This is a genomic window from Dolichospermum flos-aquae CCAP 1403/13F (genome assembly GCF_012516395.1).
In the GTDB taxonomy this organism is placed as follows: Bacteria; Cyanobacteriota; Cyanobacteriia; order Cyanobacteriales; family Nostocaceae; genus Dolichospermum; species Dolichospermum lemmermannii.
In genome coordinates this window covers 4812018-4834824 of record NZ_CP051206.1, presented here as the reverse complement: position 1 = coordinate 4834824, position 22807 = coordinate 4812018, and the positions used below count along the sequence as shown (strand labels likewise).

The 22807-nt window shown below is 38.6% G+C and carries 18 protein-coding genes and 1 pseudogene; 11 read left to right on the top strand and 8 right to left on the bottom strand.

Translation table 11 applies throughout. The annotated features are described in order from the left end of the window. Positions 1-268: 268 nt before the first annotated feature. From HGD76_RS23095 to HGD76_RS23075, 5 genes are all read left to right on the top strand, one after another. Positions 269-2638, top strand: coding sequence for a ribonuclease R family protein (locus HGD76_RS23095; protein ID WP_168697152.1), 2370 nt, complete (start codon positions 269-271; stop codon positions 2636-2638). A 129-nt stretch (positions 2639-2767) separates the two neighbouring features. Then, on the top strand, positions 2768-3388 hold the full coding sequence (locus tag HGD76_RS23090; protein ID WP_168633931.1) for a flavin prenyltransferase UbiX: 621 nt from the start codon (positions 2768-2770) through the stop codon (positions 3386-3388). Between the two features lie 146 nt (positions 3389-3534). Continuing rightward, positions 3535-4152 carry a LapA family protein gene (locus HGD76_RS23085; RefSeq protein WP_168697151.1) on the top strand — a complete coding sequence of 206 codons (618 nt, stop codon included), beginning with the start codon at positions 3535-3537 and terminating at the stop codon, positions 4150-4152. Between the two features lie 46 nt (positions 4153-4198). Next, positions 4199-4735, top strand: coding sequence for a shikimate kinase (locus HGD76_RS23080; protein WP_168697150.1), 537 nt, complete (start codon positions 4199-4201; stop codon positions 4733-4735). A 250-nt stretch (positions 4736-4985) separates the two neighbouring features. Continuing rightward, complete coding sequence (locus HGD76_RS23075; protein WP_168697149.1) at positions 4986-6152, top strand: baeRF7 domain-containing protein; 1167 nt, start codon at positions 4986-4988, stop codon at positions 6150-6152. Here HGD76_RS23075 and HGD76_RS23070 read toward each other — a convergent pair. Further along, positions 6149-8452, bottom strand: coding sequence for a putative PEP-binding protein (locus HGD76_RS23070; protein WP_168697148.1), 2304 nt, complete (start codon positions 8450-8452; stop codon positions 6149-6151). The two genes, HGD76_RS23075 and HGD76_RS23070, sit on opposite strands and share 4 nt — an antisense overlap. A gap of 106 nt (positions 8453-8558) precedes the next feature. On the opposite strand from HGD76_RS23070, the gene HGD76_RS23065 reads away from it, so the two are divergent. Next, complete coding sequence (locus tag HGD76_RS23065; protein ID WP_168697147.1) at positions 8559-9014, top strand: MgtC/SapB family protein; 456 nt, start codon at positions 8559-8561, stop codon at positions 9012-9014. Continuing rightward, positions 9015-9221, top strand: a complete 207-nt coding sequence (locus HGD76_RS23060) for a hypothetical protein (protein ID WP_168694564.1) — start codon at positions 9015-9017, stop codon at positions 9219-9221. It abuts the gene before it with no gap. Here HGD76_RS23060 and recF read toward each other — a convergent pair. From recF to HGD76_RS23045, 3 genes are all read right to left on the bottom strand, one after another. Next, positions 9136-10251, bottom strand: a complete 1116-nt coding sequence (gene recF / locus HGD76_RS23055) for a DNA replication/repair protein RecF (protein WP_168697146.1) — start codon at positions 10249-10251, stop codon at positions 9136-9138. The genes HGD76_RS23060 and recF overlap by 86 nt on opposite strands. Before the next feature lie 115 nt (positions 10252-10366). Continuing rightward, on the bottom strand, positions 10367-10801 hold the full coding sequence (locus HGD76_RS23050) for a hypothetical protein (protein ID WP_168633924.1): 435 nt from the start codon (positions 10799-10801) through the stop codon (positions 10367-10369). Between the two features lie 181 nt (positions 10802-10982). Further along, positions 10983-13853 (bottom strand): cation-translocating P-type ATPase, encoded by a 2871-nt coding sequence (locus tag HGD76_RS23045; RefSeq protein WP_168697145.1) that lies wholly within the window; start codon positions 13851-13853, stop codon positions 10983-10985. A gap of 17 nt (positions 13854-13870) precedes the next feature. On the opposite strand from HGD76_RS23045, the gene HGD76_RS23040 reads away from it, so the two are divergent. Together HGD76_RS23040 and HGD76_RS23035 are read left to right on the top strand one after the other, a co-directional pair. After that, entirely contained in the window at positions 13871-14143 is a 273-nt protein-coding gene (locus tag HGD76_RS23040; RefSeq protein WP_168697144.1) for a hypothetical protein, read from the top strand. 22 nt (positions 14144-14165) lie between these two features. Continuing rightward, complete coding sequence (locus HGD76_RS23035) at positions 14166-15848, top strand: transglutaminase domain-containing protein (protein WP_233467277.1); 1683 nt, start codon at positions 14166-14168, stop codon at positions 15846-15848. 477 nt (positions 15849-16325) lie between these two features. Here the strand turns inward: HGD76_RS23035 and tnpA are convergent, their stop codons facing one another. The 3 genes from tnpA to HGD76_RS23020 all read right to left on the bottom strand — a co-directional run bounded on the left by tnpA (position 16326) and on the right by HGD76_RS23020 (position 19836). Beyond that, the gene (tnpA, locus tag HGD76_RS23030; RefSeq protein ID WP_015083148.1) at positions 16326-16796 is read right to left on the bottom strand and encodes an IS200/IS605 family transposase; all 471 of its coding nucleotides are present in this window, start codon (positions 16794-16796) and stop codon (positions 16326-16328) included. Between the two features lie 232 nt (positions 16797-17028). Further along, the gene (locus HGD76_RS23025) at positions 17029-17886 is read right to left on the bottom strand and encodes a DUF8832 domain-containing protein (RefSeq protein ID WP_168697143.1); all 858 of its coding nucleotides are present in this window, start codon (positions 17884-17886) and stop codon (positions 17029-17031) included. Between the two features lie 57 nt (positions 17887-17943). Then, complete coding sequence (locus HGD76_RS23020; protein ID WP_168697142.1) at positions 17944-19836, bottom strand: sensor histidine kinase; 1893 nt, start codon at positions 19834-19836, stop codon at positions 17944-17946. 466 nt (positions 19837-20302) lie between these two features. Here HGD76_RS23020 and HGD76_RS23015 point away from each other — a divergent pair, with 466 nt between their 5' ends. Beyond that, positions 20303-20992, top strand: a complete 690-nt coding sequence (locus tag HGD76_RS23015) for a RibD family protein (RefSeq protein WP_168697542.1) — start codon at positions 20303-20305, stop codon at positions 20990-20992. A 51-nt stretch (positions 20993-21043) separates the two neighbouring features. Then, positions 21044-21304 (top strand): annotated as a pseudogene (locus HGD76_RS23010) (peptidogalycan biosysnthesis protein); the annotation flags it as partial. Here HGD76_RS23010 and HGD76_RS23005 read toward each other — a convergent pair. After that, positions 21303-22724: an IS4 family transposase gene (locus HGD76_RS23005; protein WP_407644818.1), complete on the bottom strand. Its 1422-nt coding sequence runs from the start codon at positions 22722-22724 to the stop codon at positions 21303-21305. The pseudogene HGD76_RS23010 and the gene HGD76_RS23005 overlap by 2 nt on opposite strands. Between the last annotated feature and the right edge of the window lie 83 nt (positions 22725-22807).

Sequence of the window (22807 nt, the reverse complement as noted above, 5' to 3'; positions counted from 1 at the left end):
CAGGAGTGCATGGTCAAGATTGTTTAGATCAAGTCAAGGGTCACGCAAGCAAACGCTGAGATTGTCGTGCAGTGAGAAGTCAACGCAGGGGCTTCATCTGACAATGACTATGGCTAACGCCACGCTGCGCGATGAGCGGACTTGCCTTTTCTACGAAACACTACGCAAAGGCGAAATTCGTAAGCAAGTGTCTGTAAACCGCGAGGGAATACAGTAAAGAGCCAGATTCGACAACAAATGATGTTTTGACCAAAGGTCGGTTCACTGCATGGAATTTTCAATCGCTACACTTCTTGCCAATTTTACAGATGATAAATTAGTGGCTCGTAAAGTCCTAGAAAAAAAACTGGGTTGTGAGGATGAAGAAAGTCTAGAAAAACTCCAAATTACTTTGGATGTGTTGGAAAAAATCGGGCTTTTGGTGAAGGAACGGGGGAAATATCGCCGCGTTACCGAAGAAGGCTTGATTGAGGCTAAACTCCGTTGTTCTAGTAAGGGCTTTTGCTTTGCGATTCAAGATAGCGAAGGCTCAGAGGATATTTACATCCGTGAAAGTCATTTGAGCAATGCCTGGAATGGCGATCGCGTTTTGGTAAGAGTCCTCAAGGAAGGCAGTCGCAGGCGATCGCCGGAAGGTGAGGTGAAGTTGATTATGGAGCGGTCTAATCACACCTTACTCGCCAGAATTAAGCAGGTGGAGGAAGGGTTTCGGGCTGTCCCTTTGGATGACAGATTGCTGTTTGAACTGAAACTACAACTCAACAGCATGAAGTTGGAAGAAGCAATTGATCACTTAGCTCATGTAGAAATTCTTCGCTATCCCCTCGCACAATATCCCCCATTGGGTCGAGTAGTGCAAATTTTGGGTAGTGATGCTGAAGCCGCAGCGGATATAGATTTGGTAACTTGTAAACATGATTTATCCCGAACTTTTCCTGATTCTATCCTCGATGCAGCGGCAAAGTTACCCAAGAGACTCCTGAAAGCAGACCTGAAAAATCGTCTCGATTTACGTGAGGTTTTTACCTTCACCATTAAGAGTGTCAACAGTGATGAATCTGTAGTTGAAAATGCCTTCAGTGTAGAAAAAACTACTGATGATAATTGGCGATTATTATTTCACATTACAGATGTTTCCCACTATATCCAACCCGATGAGGCTCTAGACAGGGAAGCTCTCAAGCGGGGTAAGTCAGTGTATTTGGGAGAATTACTACTGCCAATGTTGCCAGCAGTGGTGATACAACGGTGTTCTTTAGTCCCTGGTAGCGATCGCTTGGCTCTCTCTTTTATCATCACCATTAACCCCCAATCAGGAGAAGTGGAGGAATGGGAAATTCAACCTAGTGTCATTAATGTAGATGTAGCTGTTAGTCAAGTAGAGACAGCAGCTATTCTTGCCGGTGAAAGCAGCAAAGTGGCAGTCGAAGTCCAAGAGAAATTACCAGATTTACAGACTTTGGCTACTGCTATTAAGCAGGTACGTCTACAGCGGGGCAGCTTACGGTTAAATCTCCCACCCAGCCACAACCCTTACTATGACGAAGGAGCAATGGGATCGGTGGTGGTTAATGACTTACCTGGGCGATCGCTCATTACCGAATTGGTAATATTAGTTAATCAACTCATGGCTGATCATCTCAGCGCCTTGGGAGTTCCCAGTTTATGGCGAGTTCAAGGCACACCTGATCCCGAAGATGTTCAGGAAATGCTCAAACTAGCCGTTAATTTAGGTGTGGAATTAGGACTTGATCCAGAATTAGAAATCCAACCTCTAGATTATCAACACTTGACGGGAGCTTTTGCCGATTCCCCATCAGAACAAGTTCTCACCTATTTATTACAAGACACTCTCAAGCCTTCTTTATATAGCATTACCAAAAGTTCTCACTTTGGACTAGCTTTATCCCAATATGTCCACATAACTGCCCCCTTACGTCGTTATCCAGATATCCTCTTGCAACGGGTGTATCATAACTTACTAGAGCATGGGCGCGATCGCCGGAATACCCGCGTCAAAGATCGGATAAACCTGCGCCATTCCAATTGTCACGAAGAAATCAATTGGAACGTTCTCCCCCCAGAACTCCAACAAGAACTGCAAAGCGACTTAACCAGAGTCATTGTCCAAATTAATGACCGAGAAAAAGAAGTCCAAGAAGCTGAAGCTGATTTAGCCGGACTCCAAAAAGCCTCCTTAATGAAACAACGCATTGGCGAAGTATTTCCAGGAGTAATTACTGGTGTTCAATCCTACGGCTTCTTTGTGGAAATTGAAGTCCCAGTAGAATCGCCCACAGAAGGTAATCTCGCTAATACCTTACGAATAGAAGGACTGGTTCACGTCAGTTCCCTCAAAGACGATTGGTATGAATATCGTGCCAGACAACAAGCGTTATTTGGGCGAAAAAATCGGGCTTCCTACCGATTGGGCGATAGCTGTATGGTACAAGTCAAAAGTGTTGATTACTACCGTCAACAAATTGATTTAGTGACAGTTGGTGCTGATGGTTTACCTAAGGCCATGAGCGAGAATACTGGCAATGAGGAAACAGGAGACATTTATCCACAAAATCAAAGCGATAGCTTGCGTGGCAAAGCCATATCTTTTGACAGAGAACCTTATGATCAAGAATAGTCAGTGGTCAGTTGTCCTTTGTCAGTTGTCCTTTGTTAGTTGCTCTTAAATATTAACCACTGACCACTGACCACTGACCACTGACCACTAACAACTGACTAATAACAACTGACCACTGACCACTGACAAATGACTAATAACACAAAACCTTTAATCTTGGGCGTAACAGGTGCATCTGGTCTAATTTACGCCGTTCGCGCTCTTAAATTCCTCTTAGCCGCAGAATATCAAATTGAACTGGTGGCATCTAAATCTACTTACACAGTTTGGCAGGCAGAACAGGAAATCCGAATGCCAGGAGAACCAGAAAAACAAGAGCAATTTTGGCGAGAACAAGCCGGAGTTCCCGAACAAGGTAAACTCCGCTGTCATCCTTGGAGTGATGTTGGTGCGGGTATTGCCAGTGGTTCTTTCCGCACGTTGGGGATGATCATTATCCCTTGTAGTATGAGTACAGTCGCAAAACTTGCTGGGGGGCTAAGTTCCGACTTACTAGAACGAGCCGCAGATGTCCAAATTAAAGAAGGACGTAAACTGGTAATTGTCCCCAGAGAAACCCCTTTTAGTTTAATTCACCTGCGGAACTTAACTACCTTAGCGGAAACTGGAGTGAGAATAGTCCCCGCTATTCCTGCTTGGTATCACAACCCACAAACCATTGAGGATTTAGTTGATTTTGTTGTAGCTCGCGCTCTGGATCAATTAGATATTGACTGTATACCAATTCAGCGATGGCAAGGTCATTTATAGGAATTAAAAATTAACAATTAAAAATTAAAAAACTAAATTTTTAATTCTTAATTCTTAATTCTATTTTGCTCTTTTGTGGCAACAGCTATATTCATCTGTTTTTTCCTGGTGTATTCTTAGAATCCTGCTGCAATTTTGAATTTTTTATGGCTGTAATTCGCTTAATTATCTTGGTGACGGCAATGCTGGGACTAATAATAATATTAGTTCAAAATTTGTCGCCCTCACTTCCATTAATGTTTTTGGGGATGCGAACTCAAGCATTACCATTAGCATTGTGGATTTTATTAAGTATCACTGCTGGTATTTTCACATCTTTAATAATTACTAGATCGTTAAAATTTGCGACTGATTTAAATTTACAAGCACCACAACCTCTACCCAAATCAATTCCCACTCCACCCCGTGTTAGACAAAATACTCCACCAACCGTTAATCAAGTTGATGATGAATTTGACGATTGGGACACAAATCGCAATCAAGATGATTGGGATGATAGAGAAGATTCAGAACCAGTAACAGAAACTTCCCCAAGTCAACAAAGTTCTAATTCCCGCAATAGTTCCGTTTATTCCTATAGTTCCCAATCACCGAAAAACACTGCTGTGGGTAAAACTGAATCTGTTTATGATGCTGATTATCGGGTAATTATTCCTCCTTACCAAGAATCAGGCAAAACTCAAGTTACAGATGATGATGACTGGGATTTTTTTGAAGATGATGATTTTGAGGATGACAACGAAAATAAACCACAAAAACGCTAATTTAAGCTTTAATAATAATTAATAATTTTACAGGAGAAAAATACTGATGATTGATATATTAAAAGGAGTCAACCTCTATTTAATTGGCATGATGGGAGTTGGGAAAACAACGGTAGGAAAGTTATTAGCCGCAGAAATTGGTTATAGATTTGTAGATACAGATGAAGTCATAATCAAAGCCGCAGGTAAATCTATTAATGAAATATTTGCCGAAAATGGTGAAGCGGAGTTTCGGCAATTAGAGAGTGATGTTTTAGCTCAAGTTTGTGCTTATACTAAGTTGATTATATCTACGGGTGGGGGTGTTCCCATGCAGCAACAGAATTGGAGTTATCTCCATCATGGGTTGATAATTTGGTTAGATGCACCAATAGGAATAATCTTACAGCGGTTAGCGGAAGACAATACCAGACCACTTTTACAAGATGCCGATATCGAAAGTAAATTGACATCGCTTTGGGAACAACGTCAACCAATGTACTCCCAAGCTGACTTACATATTACTATGAGCGCGACCGAAACACCAGAAGAAATTGTCACACGCATCCTCGCTACAATTCCCAGTATTCTCAAACCGCAATAATCCTTTCTACACCCATTTATAACCCACTTGAATATCAGATCCCCGACTTCTTCGAGAAGTCGGGGATCTGACTCTGGCAATGTATATCTACGGCACGCTACGCTATCACAAATCAAATACGAATTGCTATATATCTATAAAAAGGAATAGAAAGCAGTTAATTTCTTGTCAAAAGCAAGATGCAGAATTTCCACATCAAGAGTTGAATGGAATCTAGATTCTGTAATTATCCTCGACAGGGATGAAATCTATGACTATATTTTCTCTTGATGAACTTAAAAATTTAGTCCAAAATCCTGAGTATCCATGCGTTTCTCTGTATCTACCTATGGAAAAACTAGGAGGAGATACGCGACAAAATCCGATTCGGTTTAAAAATTTAATTCGAGAAGCTGAAAACCGCTTAGATGAAACAGGATTACGTCATGCTGAGACTGTAAATTTGCTCAAACCAGCGATGGAATTAGACAACACTGATTTTTGGGAAATTCAAAATCAGGGATTAGTAATTTTTATTTCCCCCAATCTATTTCGTTACTATTGTTTACCAATTTCTTTTCCCCAATTAGTGGTTGTTGGTAAGAATTTTCATATCAAACCCTTATTAAATCTGATTAATAATGATGGAAAATTCTACATTTTGGCTTTAAGTCAAAAGAATGTCAAACTTTACTCAGGCACGCGCTACCAAATTAATGAAGTAGAAGTAGAAAATATGCCTCATAGTTTGGATGAAACTCTCTTAGAAGATGAATTCCAAAAAGGCGTACAGCATAGAATTGGTATCGCTAGAGGTGCAACTTCTGCGGCTCAACACCCTGGTTCTGTCCATGGACAAGGTAATCCAGATCGGGAGAAACATGAAGAAGATATTTTGCAATTTTGTTATGTTGTTGATAGTGCATTACATAAAAAATTGCGAGGTGAAAAAGCACCTTTAATATTAGCAGGAGTAGAATATTTATTACCAATTTACCGACAAGCTAATACTTATCCATATTTAGCAGAAACAGGGATTACTGGCAATGCAGAAATCCTCAAAATGCAAGAATTAAATCATGCAGCTTGGGAAATTGTTAACCCTTTATTTCAAAAGGAATATGAAGAGATAATGGCTGTTTATGTGCAACTATCTGGGGAAGAAAGTAACAAAATTGCCAATGATATCAAAGCAATTATTCCGGCTGCATATTATCAAAGAGTTGATACTTTGTTTGTGCCTCTAAAACAACATATATGGGGTAAATTTGATTTACCAACTGCTACAGTTGAATTACATCCAGAACCAGCACCAGATGATGAAGATATGTTAGATTTTGCGGTAATTCACACCATCTTAAATGGTGGTAAAGTTTATACTCTTGAACCAGAAGCAATGCCTAGTGGAGTTAAAGTAGCGGCTATTTGCCGATATTAATTTTTTAAGTTGCTAAGTTGTCGTCGTGCTGCTGCTAAAATTAATCTTTGTTCAGCACGAGAAATCGCTTGATAAGTCCTTTCCACCGCTTCCGGTTCTACAGAAATAGAACTAATCCCCCATTCTATTAATTTATCAATCATTTCTGGATAAAGCACCGGGGCTTGACCACAAATAGAACAGGGAATACCTCCAGCTTGAGACATTTTAATTAATTGAGATATTGCCCCCATTACTGCTGGATGACTTTCATCAAATATTCTCCCTAATTTTCCCTGTTCCCTATCTATTCCTAATAGTAATTGAGTTAAATCATTTGTGCCAATAGAAATACCTGCCACACCAACTTTAATATATTCAGGTAATAGAAATAAAATACTAGGGACTTCTGCCATGATCCATAATTGAAACTGGGATATTTGTGTTAACCCAAATTGTTCAACTTTTTGACGACAAAATATAAATTCTTCAACACTGCGGACAAAAGGTAATAGCAAATTAATATTTCTATAACCAGACGATTGAACTATCGCTAAAGCTTGCAATTCCAATTCAAAAACCGCCGGATTTTGCATATAGCTGAAAACACCCCTGTCACCAAGAATTGATGACTGTGATAATAATAAATCATGGGGTAGGTAATCTAAAGAGCGATAAAAGATAGGTCTGGGTGAAAAAGCGCGAGCAAATTGCTTAATCTGCTCAGATAATAACTCTAATAATTCCGCTTTTCTTCCGGCTATTAACCATTCTTGAGGATGTTCTCCCTCCAGAATATTTAACATCATCAATTCTGAACGTAATAATCCTAACCCATCTACAGGTAAACATTTCACTTGTTCAATTAATCGTCCTTGACTCAAATTTACGAGTAACTTAGTGGCAATTATTGGTAAATTTATCGGCTGATAATTGACAATTTTTTCCTCTTTGATTAATTCTTCTATCTCCTCACTAGGAAAGTTTTCTTCATCTTCTGTGAAACGATATATTTCACCCTTATTACCATCTAATAATAACTTTTCACCTGCTTGTAAAAGAGTGGTTGCACCTGTGGCACTCACCACCGCAGGAATACCCAACTCCCTGGCTAAAATCGCCCCGTGGCTAGTTAATCCCCCTTGTTCTGTAATAATCCCCGCAACTCCTTGTAGTAAGGGCAAACAATCAGGAGTAATCACTGGGGCGATGAGAATTACACCTTGAGGAACTTGGATTGCTTTTTGTGATGAACTAAAAATATGGGCATTAGCAATAATTCTCCCTCTGGCTGCCCCAATGCCTTGAATAAATTGCACACTCTTATTTACAGATTGGGGAACAGTGACTTCTGTAATATAGAGTTTTGTGGCTAAAGATTCTTTGGCAACTGTCCATTTCATAGTTAAAGTTGCCCCTAATTCACTGACTATTTGATTGCTGACAGTAATTAATTCTTGCAAAAATTCTTCTGGCAAAGCATATTCTTGTTGTTGGGATTCTTCTAAAATATAAGCTAATAAAAAATTAGTATCTAATGTTGGTTGCAGTTGTTCATCTGTAAAAGCATTACCATGATGAAGACGATACGCCAACATTTTATTACCCAATTGTCTTTCTACGACTGCGCCGGTTTTTGGTTCTATGTAGTAAACATCTGGTAATACTTCACCGTTGGTAATTGCTAGTCCTAAACCCCAAGTAGCTTCAATATCCCATGCCGATGATTTAGTATTGATTACACCAGAAGCGATCGCATTGTCAACTGGTTGCACTAACACCCCTAAATTAATGCTGGGCAAACTAATCCCCGCACTATGCCAATATAGTAAACTTCTCGCCCGGAATAACTGACTCCAAAGCTGTTTTAAAGCTTCACCTATTTCCTCTTCTTCACAAGGGCAAAATACTGGTTCTAATAACCCAGATACATTTTTCATTTCTTGGTTATTTGATATTGCCAAACTGGGACGCAAAATTAAACTGCTTCTTTGCCATTGTCGCGCAGCTTGAAAAATTGTCCTCACCCAATGAGGTGGCACAGTCGCTGAGATAATTTCCTGACGTAAGCGTCCGGCTACCTGTTGCAGTTGTCGCCAATTATGTACATCTAAATGTAGCGAAGAATGGGGTAAATCAGCGATTAACGACTCTGAACTGTTGAGAGTTTCCAGGAATTGCCGTAAAACATCTGCCTCTACCACAAAACCAGGAAGAACAGGATAACCCTGTTGTTTGATTTTGCTTAAATCGAACGCCTGCACGCCAACTTTAGCGCGGTCTTGTAGTTTAATTTGGTCAAGCCAATAGAGTTTATCCACTCAATTTATTAAATAATATTTATTACATACTTTTTGTTACTATATTACCAATTAGTCCGAACAATGCCCCGATTTCATTTATTAAATTATTTACCACCGAAAAAAATTGATCAATCCTTATTATATTGCCAGTAGTGACTGGCTAAACACCGGTCTTCGTATGTGTTTCGCCTTGTTTATTGGGGCTATAATTGGCTTAGAACGACAACTAAAAAATAAACCGGCAGGTTTAAGAACCCATATGTTAGTAAGTTTGGGTTCAGCCGTATTTACTCTCATCACTATCCAAACAGGTGGTACACAACTTAGTGCTGATTCCCTTAGTCGTGTAGTTCAAGGTATTGCTGCTGGAGTGGGGTTTTTAGGCGCTGGGGAAATTTTACGTGAATCTTCCCAAACATCAAAATCACCGGAAATTCATGGTTTGACTTCTGCCGCTGCGATTTGGGTAGCTGCGGCTTTGGGAATTGCTGCTGGGTGTGGTTTATGGCAATTAGGATTAATGGGTGCTATTTTAACTGTAATTATTCTACACATTTTTAAAAGACTGGAAAAGTTTTAGTTGTTAGTAGGGGCGAAGCATTTGGAAGATAAATTATCGGTCATTGCCAAAAATAGTTCTCCAAATGCTTCGCCCGTACAGTTGTCAGTTAATCAGAAGGAAGAAGAAGATTACCCAATTGTCAATTATCTATTTTCCCTGCATTTACATATAAAACCTGGGAAGATTTCAACCATTGAACATCAAAAGCGCTCAAATGAGTGGTAGTAATTAAGGTTTGAAATCGGTCTTGAATAGCATCAAGTAATTGATTTTGGCGAGATGGATCTAATTCGGCTAAAACATCATCTAATAATAGTAATGGTGGTTCATTAATTACTTCTTCAATTAATTGTAATTCTGCTAATTTTAAAGCTAAAACTAATGTTCTTTGCTGACCTTGAGAACCATATTGACGAGCGGGAGTTTGATTAATAATTAATTCTACTTCATCGCGGTGGGGTCCAACTAAAGTTATCCCTCGATGTAATTCTGCAACGGCTCTTTGTTGTAGTTTAGCAAAAAAAGCCCCTTGTAATTCTTGAGGAGAAGTTTTTTCTAAGGGAATATTAGCAGCATAATTTATTTGCAGAATTTCAGATGCTCCACTAATACTAGCGTGCCAGGCAGAAGCGATAGGAGATAATCTTTTAATAGCTCTATCTCTTCTGATGATTACCCTTGTCCCCGCAGTTACTAATTGTGCATTCCAGATAGCTAATTCTGATTGTAGAGATTTTTCTGGTGTATTTAGATAACGTTTTAAAAAAGCATTGCGTTGGCGTAAAACTTGGTGATATTGGTGCAAAATGTGAGCATAAACTGGTTCTAATTGAATTAAAAGCGTATCTAGCCAGTTGCGACGAATTTCAGGACTACCACGCACCAATTCTAAATCCAAGCTAGAAAACTCCACCGCATTGAGAACCCCCAGAAAATCCATTTGTTTGGGGACTGTAACGCCATTTATAGCCACGCTGCGACGAGAATGACGACGGAGGGTGAGAGTTAAATCACTATGGCTATGAATCCGGTCTAGAGTGGCATAAATTTGGGCTGTAGATTCACCTTCTTTAATTAAATCACGATCGCGTGCCATGCGGTGCGATCGCAATGTTGCCAATAACTCCACAGCCTCTAACAAGTTCGATTTTCCTTGAGCATTATTACCTACCAAAATTGTTTTAGCAGCGGTAAATTCAACTTTTTGGTTTTGGTAATTCCGAAATTGTTTGAGGTGTAGAGTTTTTAAGTACATAATGGCTGAAGATTCAAAATCCCCGACTTTTATAATAAGTTATTCTTGAGATGAGAAAATTATTTTCAGAAGTCGGGGATATTTTGGGAATTTTTCGGGAGATGAGAAAATTTTTTTAAGATCCTGTTACCAAACTTACTTGGTATTTTTTAGAATCGCTTTTCATACATATAAAGTCATTTAATGGGTCGTATGTATCAAAATTCCTAAGATTTTCCTCTTTGTTTATATCATTTTCCAAATACGCTAGGGCTAATGTGGAAGTAACATAAATATTTCCATGTTGTTTGAAAGCTTTGACTAATTCAGATTCAGGAGGATAGTCTTTTAATAAATGTTCAGCGAGATATCCTGTGACAATTATGCCTTTCAAACCCGTTTCTTTGTACCCTTCCTTAGCGATCATCAACGATATACTATCACCATCGAGATGAGATAAATTATCGTAATCCTCAAAAAACGGGCAAAAAACTTTCATAAGATTTCTGACAGGATTTTTAACTTTCCCGTAATTGGGATCTTGCTGTTTTCTCCGTTTGGATTCACCCATGATAGCTATCTCCTAATTAATACTAGAATTGTCCCTGCACCCAAAGGGTTTTCTTATCTCGTCGAAGTTGATTTTTAGATACATATTGATGACTAATTGGTAATAAATATCAGAATCAGGATAAAAAATACAAAGATAATGAAATGAAATCCTGTAAATCCTGATTCTGACAATTTACCAATTAAACACTTTTTTTGCCCATCAAGCGAAAGAATATCTTCTCACCTTCAATCCAGACAAACATTAAAGCACTAAAACCGATACAAATTGCTAATTCTTCTAAACTGAGTGGATGAGTACCAAAGAAACTTTGCAGGGGTGGAACATAAATTAACATCAATTGCAAGATCGTGGTGACAATGACTGACCCCAAGACAAAGGGATTAGAAAAAGGATTCATTTCGATAGTAAGTCTATTATTAGAACGAATGGCGATCGCATGACCCATTTGTGCTAGACACAATGAAGTAAATACCATTGTCTTCCAAGTATCCACATCTCCTTGATACCCGGCTGCATGAGAATGATGGTAAGCCCATTCCATGAGGATAATTGTAATCACAGCGAAGACAATCCCAATGCGAATCATGTAAGAACCTAAACCCCTAGCAAAAATACTTTCACGGGGACTAAAGGGGGGACGTTCCATCACATCAGGTTCAGGGGGTTCTACAGCTAATGCTAAAGCTGGTAAACCGTCTGTTACCAAATTCATCCAGAGAATTTGCAAAGGACTCAAAGGAACACCTCCTAATCCCAACAATGGCGCAGCCGCAATGGTGAGAACTTCCCCAATATTACTACCCAAAATGTATTTAATAAAGCGGCGAATATTGGTATAAACAACTCTACCTTCCTTCGTGGCAGCAACTATGGTGGCGAAGTTGTCATCTAGGAGGATCATATCGCTGGCTTCTTTGCTCACATCTGTACCTGTGATGCCCATAGCAATGCCTATATCGGCTTGTTTGAGGGCGGGAGCATCATTCACCCCATCCCCTGTCATCGCCACAAATCGCCCGCGACGTTGCAAGGCTTGGACAATTCTTAATTTATGCTCAGGGGAGACTCTAGCGTAAATACTCACTAGGTCAACCTGTTCCTCTAATTCTTGGTCACTGAGAAGTTGTAATTCCTTACCAGTGAGGACTCTATCACCTGCTTGGGCAATTCCCAAATCAGTAGCGATCGCTTGAGCAGTTAATTGATGGTCGCCAGTAATCATAATCGGACGGATTCCCGCCTTGCGACATTCTTGCACAGCCGCCCTCACTTCTGGACGAGGCGCGTCTAGCATTCCCACCAACCCCAACCAAACCAAATCTACCTCAGATGTATCATGAGAACCATCTGGGGGAACTTCAGCTAAAGGTTTATAAGCAAAACCTAAGACCCGTAAACCTTTACCCGCCATTTGGTCATTAGCTACCAAAATTTGGCTGCGGTGTTCGTCACTAATAGGAATCGAGTGATTACCTAAATGGATTTTTGTACACCTTTCCAAAGTTAATTCTGGTGAACCCTTGGTAAACATCAGATATTGTTCAGATTCCACAAAACCAGCAATGGCTGGGTCAATGGCGGTTAAAGAAGTATCACCAGTAGCTACAGCTTCTAGTTGACAAATCACACTCATGCGCTTCCGTTCCGAGGAAAAGGGAAATTCGGAGACACGAGGTAATTTACTACTCCATTGGTCTTGTTCAATTCCGGCTTTTCCTGCCAAAGTCACTAAAGCCCCTTCTGTCGGGTCGCCCAAAATTGCCCATTCTCCTTGTTGTTGTTGCAGAACAGCATCATTACAAACCGCACAGGAAACAAGCAAAGCAGAAATTTCTGGACATTCATCTAAATTGGCTTTTTCACCATTTAACTGAAAATCGCCAATGGGAGTATAACCTTCTCCAGTGACGCGAAAGGGAGAATTATTGGTGTACACCGACTGTACCACCATTTTATTTTGAGTTAGAGTTCCGGTTTTATCAGAACAAATAGTAGTTACAGAACCAAGAGTTTCTACCGCTGGGAGTTTGCGAATTAAGGCATTATGCTTAACCATGCGCTGAGTTCCCAAAGCCAGGGTAACAGTAATTACCGCAGGTAAACCTTCAGGAACTACCGCCACCGCCATACTTAAAGAAACTTCCACCAGTTCTTGTAAATTCTTCCAACCTATTCCTTTAGTTAGATCATGAATAAGTCCACCACCAACTACTATGGCTACAAGAATTAAAGAACCAGTAACGAGAACGTTACCCAATTGGGTCATGCGTTGCTGTAAAGGCGTAGGTTCACCGTCCACAGACTGCAACATAGCGGCAATTTTGCCTAGTTCTGTTCGCATTCCGGTGTGAGTTACCAGTACCTTAGCCCGACCTTGGACAACTTCCGTACCTTGAAAAACTGAATTGAGGCGATCGCCTAAGGGTGCATCTTCTGGTAATGTGAGAATGGCTTGCTTATTGACAGCTTCGGCTTCACCTGTGAGAGCCGATTCTCGCACTTGCAAATTAGACTGTTCTATTAAGCGACCATCAGCAGCTATTTGCACCCCAGCTTCCAGCAGCATCACATCCCCTGGAACTAGCTCCTTCGCTGCTATATCCGCCAGTTTACCATCACGGAGGATTCGGACTGAGGGAGAAGATAGTTTTTTCAAGGCTGCTAGAGCTTTTTCAGCCCGGCTTTCTTGCACATAGCCCAAAATACCATTGAGGATAACGATGGCCATAATGGCAATGGTGTCTTTAAATGGCACTTCACCGGGTTTTAATGTCCCCCCAGTCAAAGCCAGTAAATCCAAAAAACCAGAAATGAGGGCAACGGCAATCAGCATCAATAACATGATATTGGTAAACTGATCTAGCAGAATTTGCCAAGGGCCACGACCGACCTGTTCTTCGAGTTCATTAAGTCCATATTTTTGGCGACGCTGTTCAACTTCTGGGGAGGTTAAGCCGCTGTTTGCGTCACTATCAAGCATTTCTAAGGCTTTATCAACTTCTAAACCATGCCAAAGGTTGGTAGATTCAGGTAAAGAATGAGCAGACATCGTGTAAGTTACAGGAAATGGTTACAAAATTCGATCATAATTTAGTGGTGTCCGAAAATGTGGAATTGGTCAATTGTCAGTTGTTAGTAGGGGCGAAGCATTTGGAAGATAAATCATCCGTCATTGCCAAAAATAGTTCTGCAAATGCTTCGCCCGTACAGTTGTTAGTAGGGGCGAAGCATTTGGAAGATAAATTATCCGTCATTGCCAAAAATAGTTCTGCAAATGCTTCGCCCGTACAGTTGTCAGTTGCAAAAAAATATTTCTCTTCCCTGTTCCCTGTTCCCTAATAAATAATAATTTATGACTAATATGCTTAATGATATAAGTTTTCCAGTACCCAGTTTGACGGTGAACCAGATGTTTGGGCAAAAAATAATCAGACCAGTTACTGCTGCTACCTTGTACGGTATTGCTTTTATCAAGGATAGACTTATTGCTATTGATACGGTTAAAGGTCATTTATTAGAAATTGACCCTCTTACCGATAACAGCAAAATTATCAATCCCCACCAAGTCCGCGAATTTAAAGAAGTTACCGGTTTAGCTGTGTGGGAAGATGATCTTTGGGTGACTCGTGATAATAGTGTCTATTTATGTAAATTGGCATCTTTAGGTTTAGAGCATTTTGTAACTTTACCCTATCCCGCTGATGGTGTTGCCGTTTGGGAATCTACCGTTTATGTTAGTTGCCAAAGACTTGGCTATATTTTGATTTTTAACCGGGATACCCGCAAGGAAATCACCAGATTTTATGCCCCTGGTGTCGGTATCCAAAACTTGGCAGTTAGTAAAGAAACTTTATGGGTATGCGATCGCACGGAACAAACAGTTTACTCTATGGATAGGGCAACTGGAGAAGTGCGTTTCAGTGTTCTCACGGCTTTTGATTCTCCTACAGGTATCGCAGTTCAGGGGCAGGATGACACAGGCAAAGATCGTATTTATGTGGCATACTCCAGCGAAGAACCTTATATTCGGGATAATCCCAATGCTGACCCTTGTTTTGAATTAACCTACCGCGATCGCACATTTATTCATTCTCTACAATATCATTACCAAGAGGATAAACGCTACGCCCTCTCTAATGGCTATCTGATAGAAATGTCTTATGTTGAAGAAATTTCCCCCCTTGATGAAATTTATTTAGCCGATATAGAATGGCGCATAGCCCTACCCTCAGAAACCCAACGGCAAAAAGTCCAACAAGTTGAACCCATTGGTTTACCATTCAGAGAAGAAATCATTGACGGACAAAGAGTAGCCGTTTTTAAATTTGATACCCTTGCCCCCGGTGAACGTCACATATTTGGCTGGAAGGCATTAGTAGAAGTACGCGGCATTAAACATCGCATCACCCCTAAAGATGTCGAAGATGTTCCAGAACTGTCACCAGAATTAAAAACCCGCTATCTGGTAGATGATGACGACCTAGCAATGGATACCGATATTGTTATCCGTGCAGCCCGCACAGCCGTTGGTACAGAAACTAATCTGTTACGGAAAATGTACAGTATCCGCAACTACGTTTATGATCAATTGTCTTATGCTATTAAACCTCACATTGATTCACCCGATATAGCTTTAGATCGGGGTACTGGTTCATGTGGCGAATATGTAGGTGTATTACTGGCACTTTGTCGCCTGAATGGTATTCCTTGCCGCACCGTTGGTAGATATAAATGTCCAGTTTATGCCGAACATCAGGGAATTCCCCTCCAACCCGATTTTAATCATGTTTGGTTAGAGTTTTATATTCCGGGAATTGGTTGGTTGCCAATGGAATCTAATCCTGATGATCTGGAAGAAGGTGGACCATATCCTACACGATTCTTTATGGGCTTATGCTGGTATCATATCGAAATTGGTAAAGGTATCACTTTTGAAACCTTAACCAGGGATGGAATTCGCTTAACGAAAGAAGAGGTTTCCCTGGGTGACTTAGCTATTAACCATATTCGCTTCACGATTCTGAAGGAATTACCACCTTTTTAATTTTTGATTGAGGAACGAAACCCAACGTAAAATGTGTCTGATTCCGCCTGAGAATTAATTCTGATAGCCTGCGTGGCGAAGCCATGGATAATAGCGCCTGAGAATGAATTCTGATAGCCTGCGTGGCGAAGCCATGGCTAATAGCAAAAAGTCCGCTTCAGAATGAATTCTGATAGCCTGCGTGGCGAAGCCATGGCTAATAGCAAAAAGTCCGCTTCAGAATGAATTCTGATAGCCTGCGTGGCGAAGCCATGGCTAATAGCAAAAGTAAGCTAAAGCTGACTAAGGATAAATTTTGGGGAAATATCATAAAAATACAGTCGGCTTGAGCCGACTTTTGTTATGAGACTGGGAATTCATTCCCTGGCGGTTGCGAAAGATGAAATTTTGGGAAAGCATCATAACAAAAGTCGGCTTGAGCCGACTTTTGTTATGAGACTGGGAATTCATTCCCTGGCTTTCATTATGAGACTTTCATTATGAGACTGAAAATTCATTCTCAGGCGGTTGCGAAAGATAAAATTTTGTGGGAGCATCATCATCTTGATTATGTTCTTCCAAAGATGCAATTGTTGTGCCATTTGAATGATGCTCCTTTTGATTTCTCACATAAATAACCGCTTGTTCCAATTGTTTTCTCCCCAGTGAAAAAACCCCATATCCTCTTTGCCAACCAAAGGTATCTTCTCCAGGAGATAAATGATTAATATAATGGGTGCTACTGCCTTTAATTTTTTGCACAAAATCAGAAATGGAAATCTTTGGCGGAATAGAAGCCACTAAATGAATATGATTTTCTATGCCGTCAATAGCATGAATAATAGTACCAAGTTCATCAGCTTTGCTAATAATGTAACCGTAAAGTTTCCCTTCCCGTTCCCTGGTAATTAGTGGCTGACGCTCTTTTGTTGCCCAAACCAGATGATAATAAAGTCTCCACAAAGCCATAAATACACCTTATTTATGATTCTAAATATTCTCATATTTAATATTCCCATAAATACAGAAAAATATAGTCCGCCTCAGAATGAATTCTAAGGCTAATAGCAAAAGTAAGCTAAAGCTGACTAAAGATAAAATTTTGGGGAAACATCATACAAATATAGTCGGCTTGAGCCGACTTTTGTTATGAGACTGGGAATTAATTCCCTGGCTGTCGCTTAACCCAACCTACGATTTTCTATTCTACATTTACCCAAAAATCTGCGGTTTTGATTTGTCCATTGCGATTAAATTGCATCCACATTTTATATGTTCCTGGTTTGGGGAATTTTGTATGAAATTCGATTTTTCCATCTGGAGTATTTTTGATTGCGTGTGCATGGATATAATCAGATGAAGTCAGGGGAGATGAACTTTTAATAATTACTAAATGTCCTTTTTCTCCCAAATAAGGTTGTAAATCTTGAATTGGTTGATTTTTGTTGTCTTTTAAGTCAAAAGTTAAGTTAATGTCTTGACCGACTTTGATTTTTGGTGCAGAAATATTCAGATTGACTTTAGTATCTGAGATAGTTTTAGTTTTGGTGAACTTTTCTAAATTTTTTGGTAATGGAACTGTACCAGGAATTGTAATATTCATTAATGAGACATTTTCCTGATTTCCAGCAGGTTTATAATCACTGAAAAGTGTATAATTTCCTGACTCTGGAAAATTTGCAGTTACTTCAAAGCGACCATTTTCTTTATATTCGGGATGAATATGATCAAAAAATTGTAAATCATCTCTCACAACAATTAAGTGCATGATTTTTTCTTGGAAAATGTCAAACTTATTCACAGGTTTTCCCGTAGAGTCTTGAATATCAATAACTAAGTTAATTGGTTGATTTGGTGATAAACTTTTCGGAGCAGTTAATTTAACTTTGGTAGTTATTTGTGAATTATTTTCATGATTCATATGTTCCATGGAATGTCCATCATGATTCGTCATTATACTAGGTAAAACTTGTGTTTCATTAGATTTAGTATTTGATGAACAACCAGGAGCTAATAGTAAAGTTGTAACTACAAAAATACTTGCAAAAAATCGCTTCATTTTAGGAGGGTGGTAATTTGAAATTTATTGTTTGCGGAACATTTCTCAGAGCCAGAATTAACTCCTAACTCCATTTATGACCACATCTTTTTTTTCTGGATTAGGTAATAAAGCCATATCAATCAAAGGTAATTTAATAATTACTGTTGTTCCTTGATTTAACCCCAAACTCTCTAAAGTGATTTTACCACCCATGAGTTCAATTAAATTCCGAGAAATTGCTAAACCCAATCCAGTTCCTTCAAACTTGCGCGTAGTTGTCCCGTCAACCATCACAAAGGGACGAAATAGTTTACCTTGTTCTCCTGGATCAATACCAATTCCTGTATCTTTAATAGAAACTAAAACATACTGCTGATGACGATTAATACTCATGGTAATTTGAATACTACCTTCATCAGTGAATTTAGTAGCATTACCAATAATATTAATTAACACTTGTTTGAGTTTAATGGAATCAGACTTTATAGGAATAGGCTTATCACCTATATCACAAATTAATTGTAGTCCTTTATATTGGATATTAACTGATTGTAAATTAATTACCTCTAATAATAATTGTCGTAAATCTAGCGGTACTGTAATTACAGAAAGTTTACCAGCTTCTATTTTAGAAATATCTAGCAAATCATTAATTATTCCTAATAAATGAATTGCTGTATCGTCGGCTTTTTTAAGAAACTCTAATTCTTCTTCTCTACTATCACATAAATCATCACGCACTAACCGCACACAGTTAATAATAATATTCAGTGGATTTCTTAATTCGTGAGAAGTTGTGGCTAGAAATTGACTTTTCACTTGATTGGCTGATTTAGCTTCTTTCCAAGCAATTTCTAATTCTTCAGCCCAATCTTTGAGTCTTTCTACCATTTGATCTAATGCTTGAGCTAGTTGGTTAAATTCTCGAATTTTGAAGTTGCGGGGAATGGGTTGTGCTGCGTGGTGACTATGAAGATTAATAGCATAGTCGCGGAGTTCTTCTACTGGACCTGCTAAATAAGGAACTAAATAAAATGATGCCAATAAACTTGCACCAATTAAACCAACTGTTAAAACAATGAGAATTAGTTTAATTTCTTCTAAACCAAATAGGGCATTTTCTACACTTGTAACTGCTAGGACAATCCATCTTTGTGATGGTTTTGTAGTGATAGGTTTAGTAGTAGCTGTAAAACCTGCAACCAGTTCTTGTCCTTCTATAAAGGATAAATTACTGGAATTATTACTTCCACTCAAGGCATTTTTAACTATAGCTTGGATTCTGTCTACATCGGTATAATCTTTAATATTAGTACCGATTCTTTCTGGTAATGGATGAGCTAAAACTCTACCGTCTTCAGCAATGACTACCAAAAAACCCGTTAATGAGCCTGGATGATTGGGATTTTGTTGATATAATGTGGTTTTCATGCTTAATCGGTAGGCTAAATTACCACGTTGATTAGAAACAGGAATTGATAAAAATAATTGTAGTTGATTTTGTTTGTCTCTTTTACCAGTTTTTCCCGATTGGGATGGTAATATAAATTGAATATCAACGTCATTGCTGGTAAGAGATAAGCCTGATGGCATAATTTCTTGAACACCACAACTACTGGCAATTATCTCACCTTTTTTAATGCGGGTTAATTGGAGACAATCAGTTTGGGTTGGTAGTTGTTTTTTTAGTTGTTTAAGAAATTGTTCAGTTTGGAAAGGTGAACCTGATTGAATTACTTTAGTTTGACTAGCTGTAATTAAATTGGAGCGTAAAGCGGCAATATCATCAGTAATTTTTTCTCCTTTATTAACTGCACTTTCTGTTAAATTTTGTTGGGCAGTATTTAACAAACTAGAACGAGCTTTATTCAAGGCAACCATTTCTCCTACTAATAAAACTGGGATAAATACTAGCAGTATTCTTGTTACTAAGATTTGTCGAAATGACGATTGACGAGATTTAGCCATTGTTTGTCTCACTTCGCATCTTCAAACTACAATAATAAAGATATGAAATTACACTAGTCAAGGGAGACATTTTATTAATTGATGATGAGTTTACTATTAATTTAAATTTCCAAGTTAGAAAGGAGAGAACAGGTAAGAATTGGAAATTTAAAAAATATCTCACTAATGACTGGAACATAAATTTATCAATCTTCTATCAATACCTTGTTCATTTTTCGTAGGTTGGGTTAAGCGACAGCGCAACCCGACGCTCATGTTGGGTTTCATCCTTCAACCCAACCTACAAATCAAGACTTTTCTCGATTTGGACAAGGTATTGTTCCATATACTAAATTTTATAAAATGTAGATTAAATAGTGACTGCTGTTGCATATTCATATTAATGGTGTAAAATTATTCAAAATTATCTTGTAGCTATAGATTTTTCAATAATCTATCCCCTCATAAAAAATATCAAAGCAACCCAATCATGCAAAATCGTCCTCATACCACAGTAGTTTTAGCCATGAGTGTTGATGGTAAAATAGCAGATTTTAGGCGATCGCCTGCGCGGTTTGGCTCATTGGTTGATAAAATACACCTGGAGAAACAAATTGCTGCATCTGATGCCATTTTATTTGGTGCTGGTACTCTTCGTGCCTACATTACAACAATGACCATCACAGAGACAATACTCTTGCAACAAAGAAAAAAAGCAGACAAGCATCCCCAGCCAGTTAATATAGTGATTTCCCGTTCAGGCAATCTGAATCCGGACATTAAATTTTTTCAACAACCGGTGAGACGGTGGTTACTCACAACTTCTCTAGGGGCTTATTTTTGGCAAGAAAGATCAGAGTTTGAGCAAGTTTTAGTCTTTGAAACTGCTGCCAAAGAAATTGACATTTTGGCTGCTTTAAAATATTTAGCACGGTTACAAATTACCCGTCTGGCTATTTTGGGAGGAGGACAATTAGTGGCATCTTTCCTAGAATCTGATTTAATTGATGAAATCTGGCTCACTATTTGTCCATTAATTTTAGGTGGTAGTATTGCCCCTTCACCTGTGGAGGGGACAGGATTTTTAGCTGATCTTGCTCCTAAGTTACAATTATTAGAAGTATCCACAATAGAGCAAGAAGTGTTTTTACACTATAGGATAATTCAGGAGTCATAAGTCAGGATTCAGGCGTAAATTCAAAATATAAAATTGTTGGGAAACTACACAATGATCAAAGAACACAAACCCCATTATTCTCTTGTTTGGACGCACACAATCGCCGATGTTCCCCAAGCAGACTGGGATGCTTTAGCAATGCCGTTAAAAACGCCTTTTTTAGAATGGGATTGGTTGCACAATTTGGAAATATCCCAAAGTGTTACAGCCAATACAGGTTGGTTGCCAAATCACTTGATTTTGTGGCGAGATAAAACTTTAATTGCGGCTGCTCCTTTATATTTAAAAGCAATACCCGTGAATGAAATTGTCAAACTGCTTGTGGGGGAAGGATTTTCAAGTCTTTTTCTATATCTCTGATTTCAGATTTATGGGAAGAGTTTTTGCGCTTGAATTTGGACATTTTAATTTTGACAACACGGGGATTAATACGTTTTCGTCGGGGGCGATCAATTTCAGACTGGGAAATTAATGATAATAAATATTGATGTTGAATTTCTCGTAATTTTAAGGATGAATGGCTGATGAGTTGTACTAAATCTATAACTAGTTGCAAAGATTCAAGAAAACTAAGGAGTAAAGGATTTTTATTATATTCGTTAGCAGATTGGTAAATTAAATCGCGGAGTAGATTATAAGCAATTAACATAGCATAAAGTTCTTGTTCGACTAATTCAGATGTTTTGCTCCGAAAAATAGTGGGCATTTGTCCTTTGAGCGTAGCACATTGATGTGTTTTTATTTCACAGAAACTAATTTCCACCTCCCATCTGCAATGATAGTGAATAATTAATTCTTTGGCAGAAATATTAGGGTCAATAATACTAGTAACTAAACGACGAGGGAGAAAACCAGGAATTTGATATTCAATAACTCGGACAATGATACTTTCCTGATTCCATTGTTTATGCGATTCTGTAGATTTTTCTAAATTGAGAATTTTGCCATTAATTTCTGATAAATAACTTCCATCTGGATATCTAGCCATGTATCCATCTGGCAAACGAGAATCAGAGATAACAGGTAGTTTAACATTAGAAGCTACCCTAAGTAAAAAGTCGCATTCTTTTGTACGAATACTAAAAATAGTTGCAAAGGAATATAAACCAGCATCTAATAAAAATAATAAGTTTTTCTGGTTAAATTGTGCCAGTAATTTAGTCATTAAAGTCCTTTCACCAGTTCCTTTACCTTGGCTCGAACCATAGGTAAAATCTAGGATCAGGCGTGTTGATGCTGATATTAATGTGACTATTCTCAGCATGGGAAAAGCACTTTCTCCTCGACCACATTTAGACTTCCCAAATTTATCACGATTACTTTCAGTATCAGGTGTCGTACCTGTGGAACCATCAAATATTACTGTAGTCCATTTATGAAAGTCATATTTCAATGTTGTCAAACTAGAAGTGAGTTTTTTAAATATTAGTTGAAAAACTGTTAATCCTATACGAACTCTGGCATGACTCATAGCACCTTCAGAAATAAGTTGTTTTGGTAGACAACAGGATAACCACCTCAATCCTGATATCATCCAATCCATTATTCCTAAATAACTTAAATCACGACGGATAGTGGAGAGAATTACAAACCAAATGACAAACGTTGGTACTAGAATCGTTCCTTGACGACATTTACTTGATGAAACACTCGCCAAAGATTCTTTGATAATAGTTGATAAATGTTTTGCAATTGGTTGCAGATCATATTCTGTCGTAAACTGAGTAAGCATCTGATGATGTTCTTTTTGAATTCCCATACAAAACTGTCAAGGATGACTTGAAATAAACTCTTATAAAGCTTAAATATTCTTTC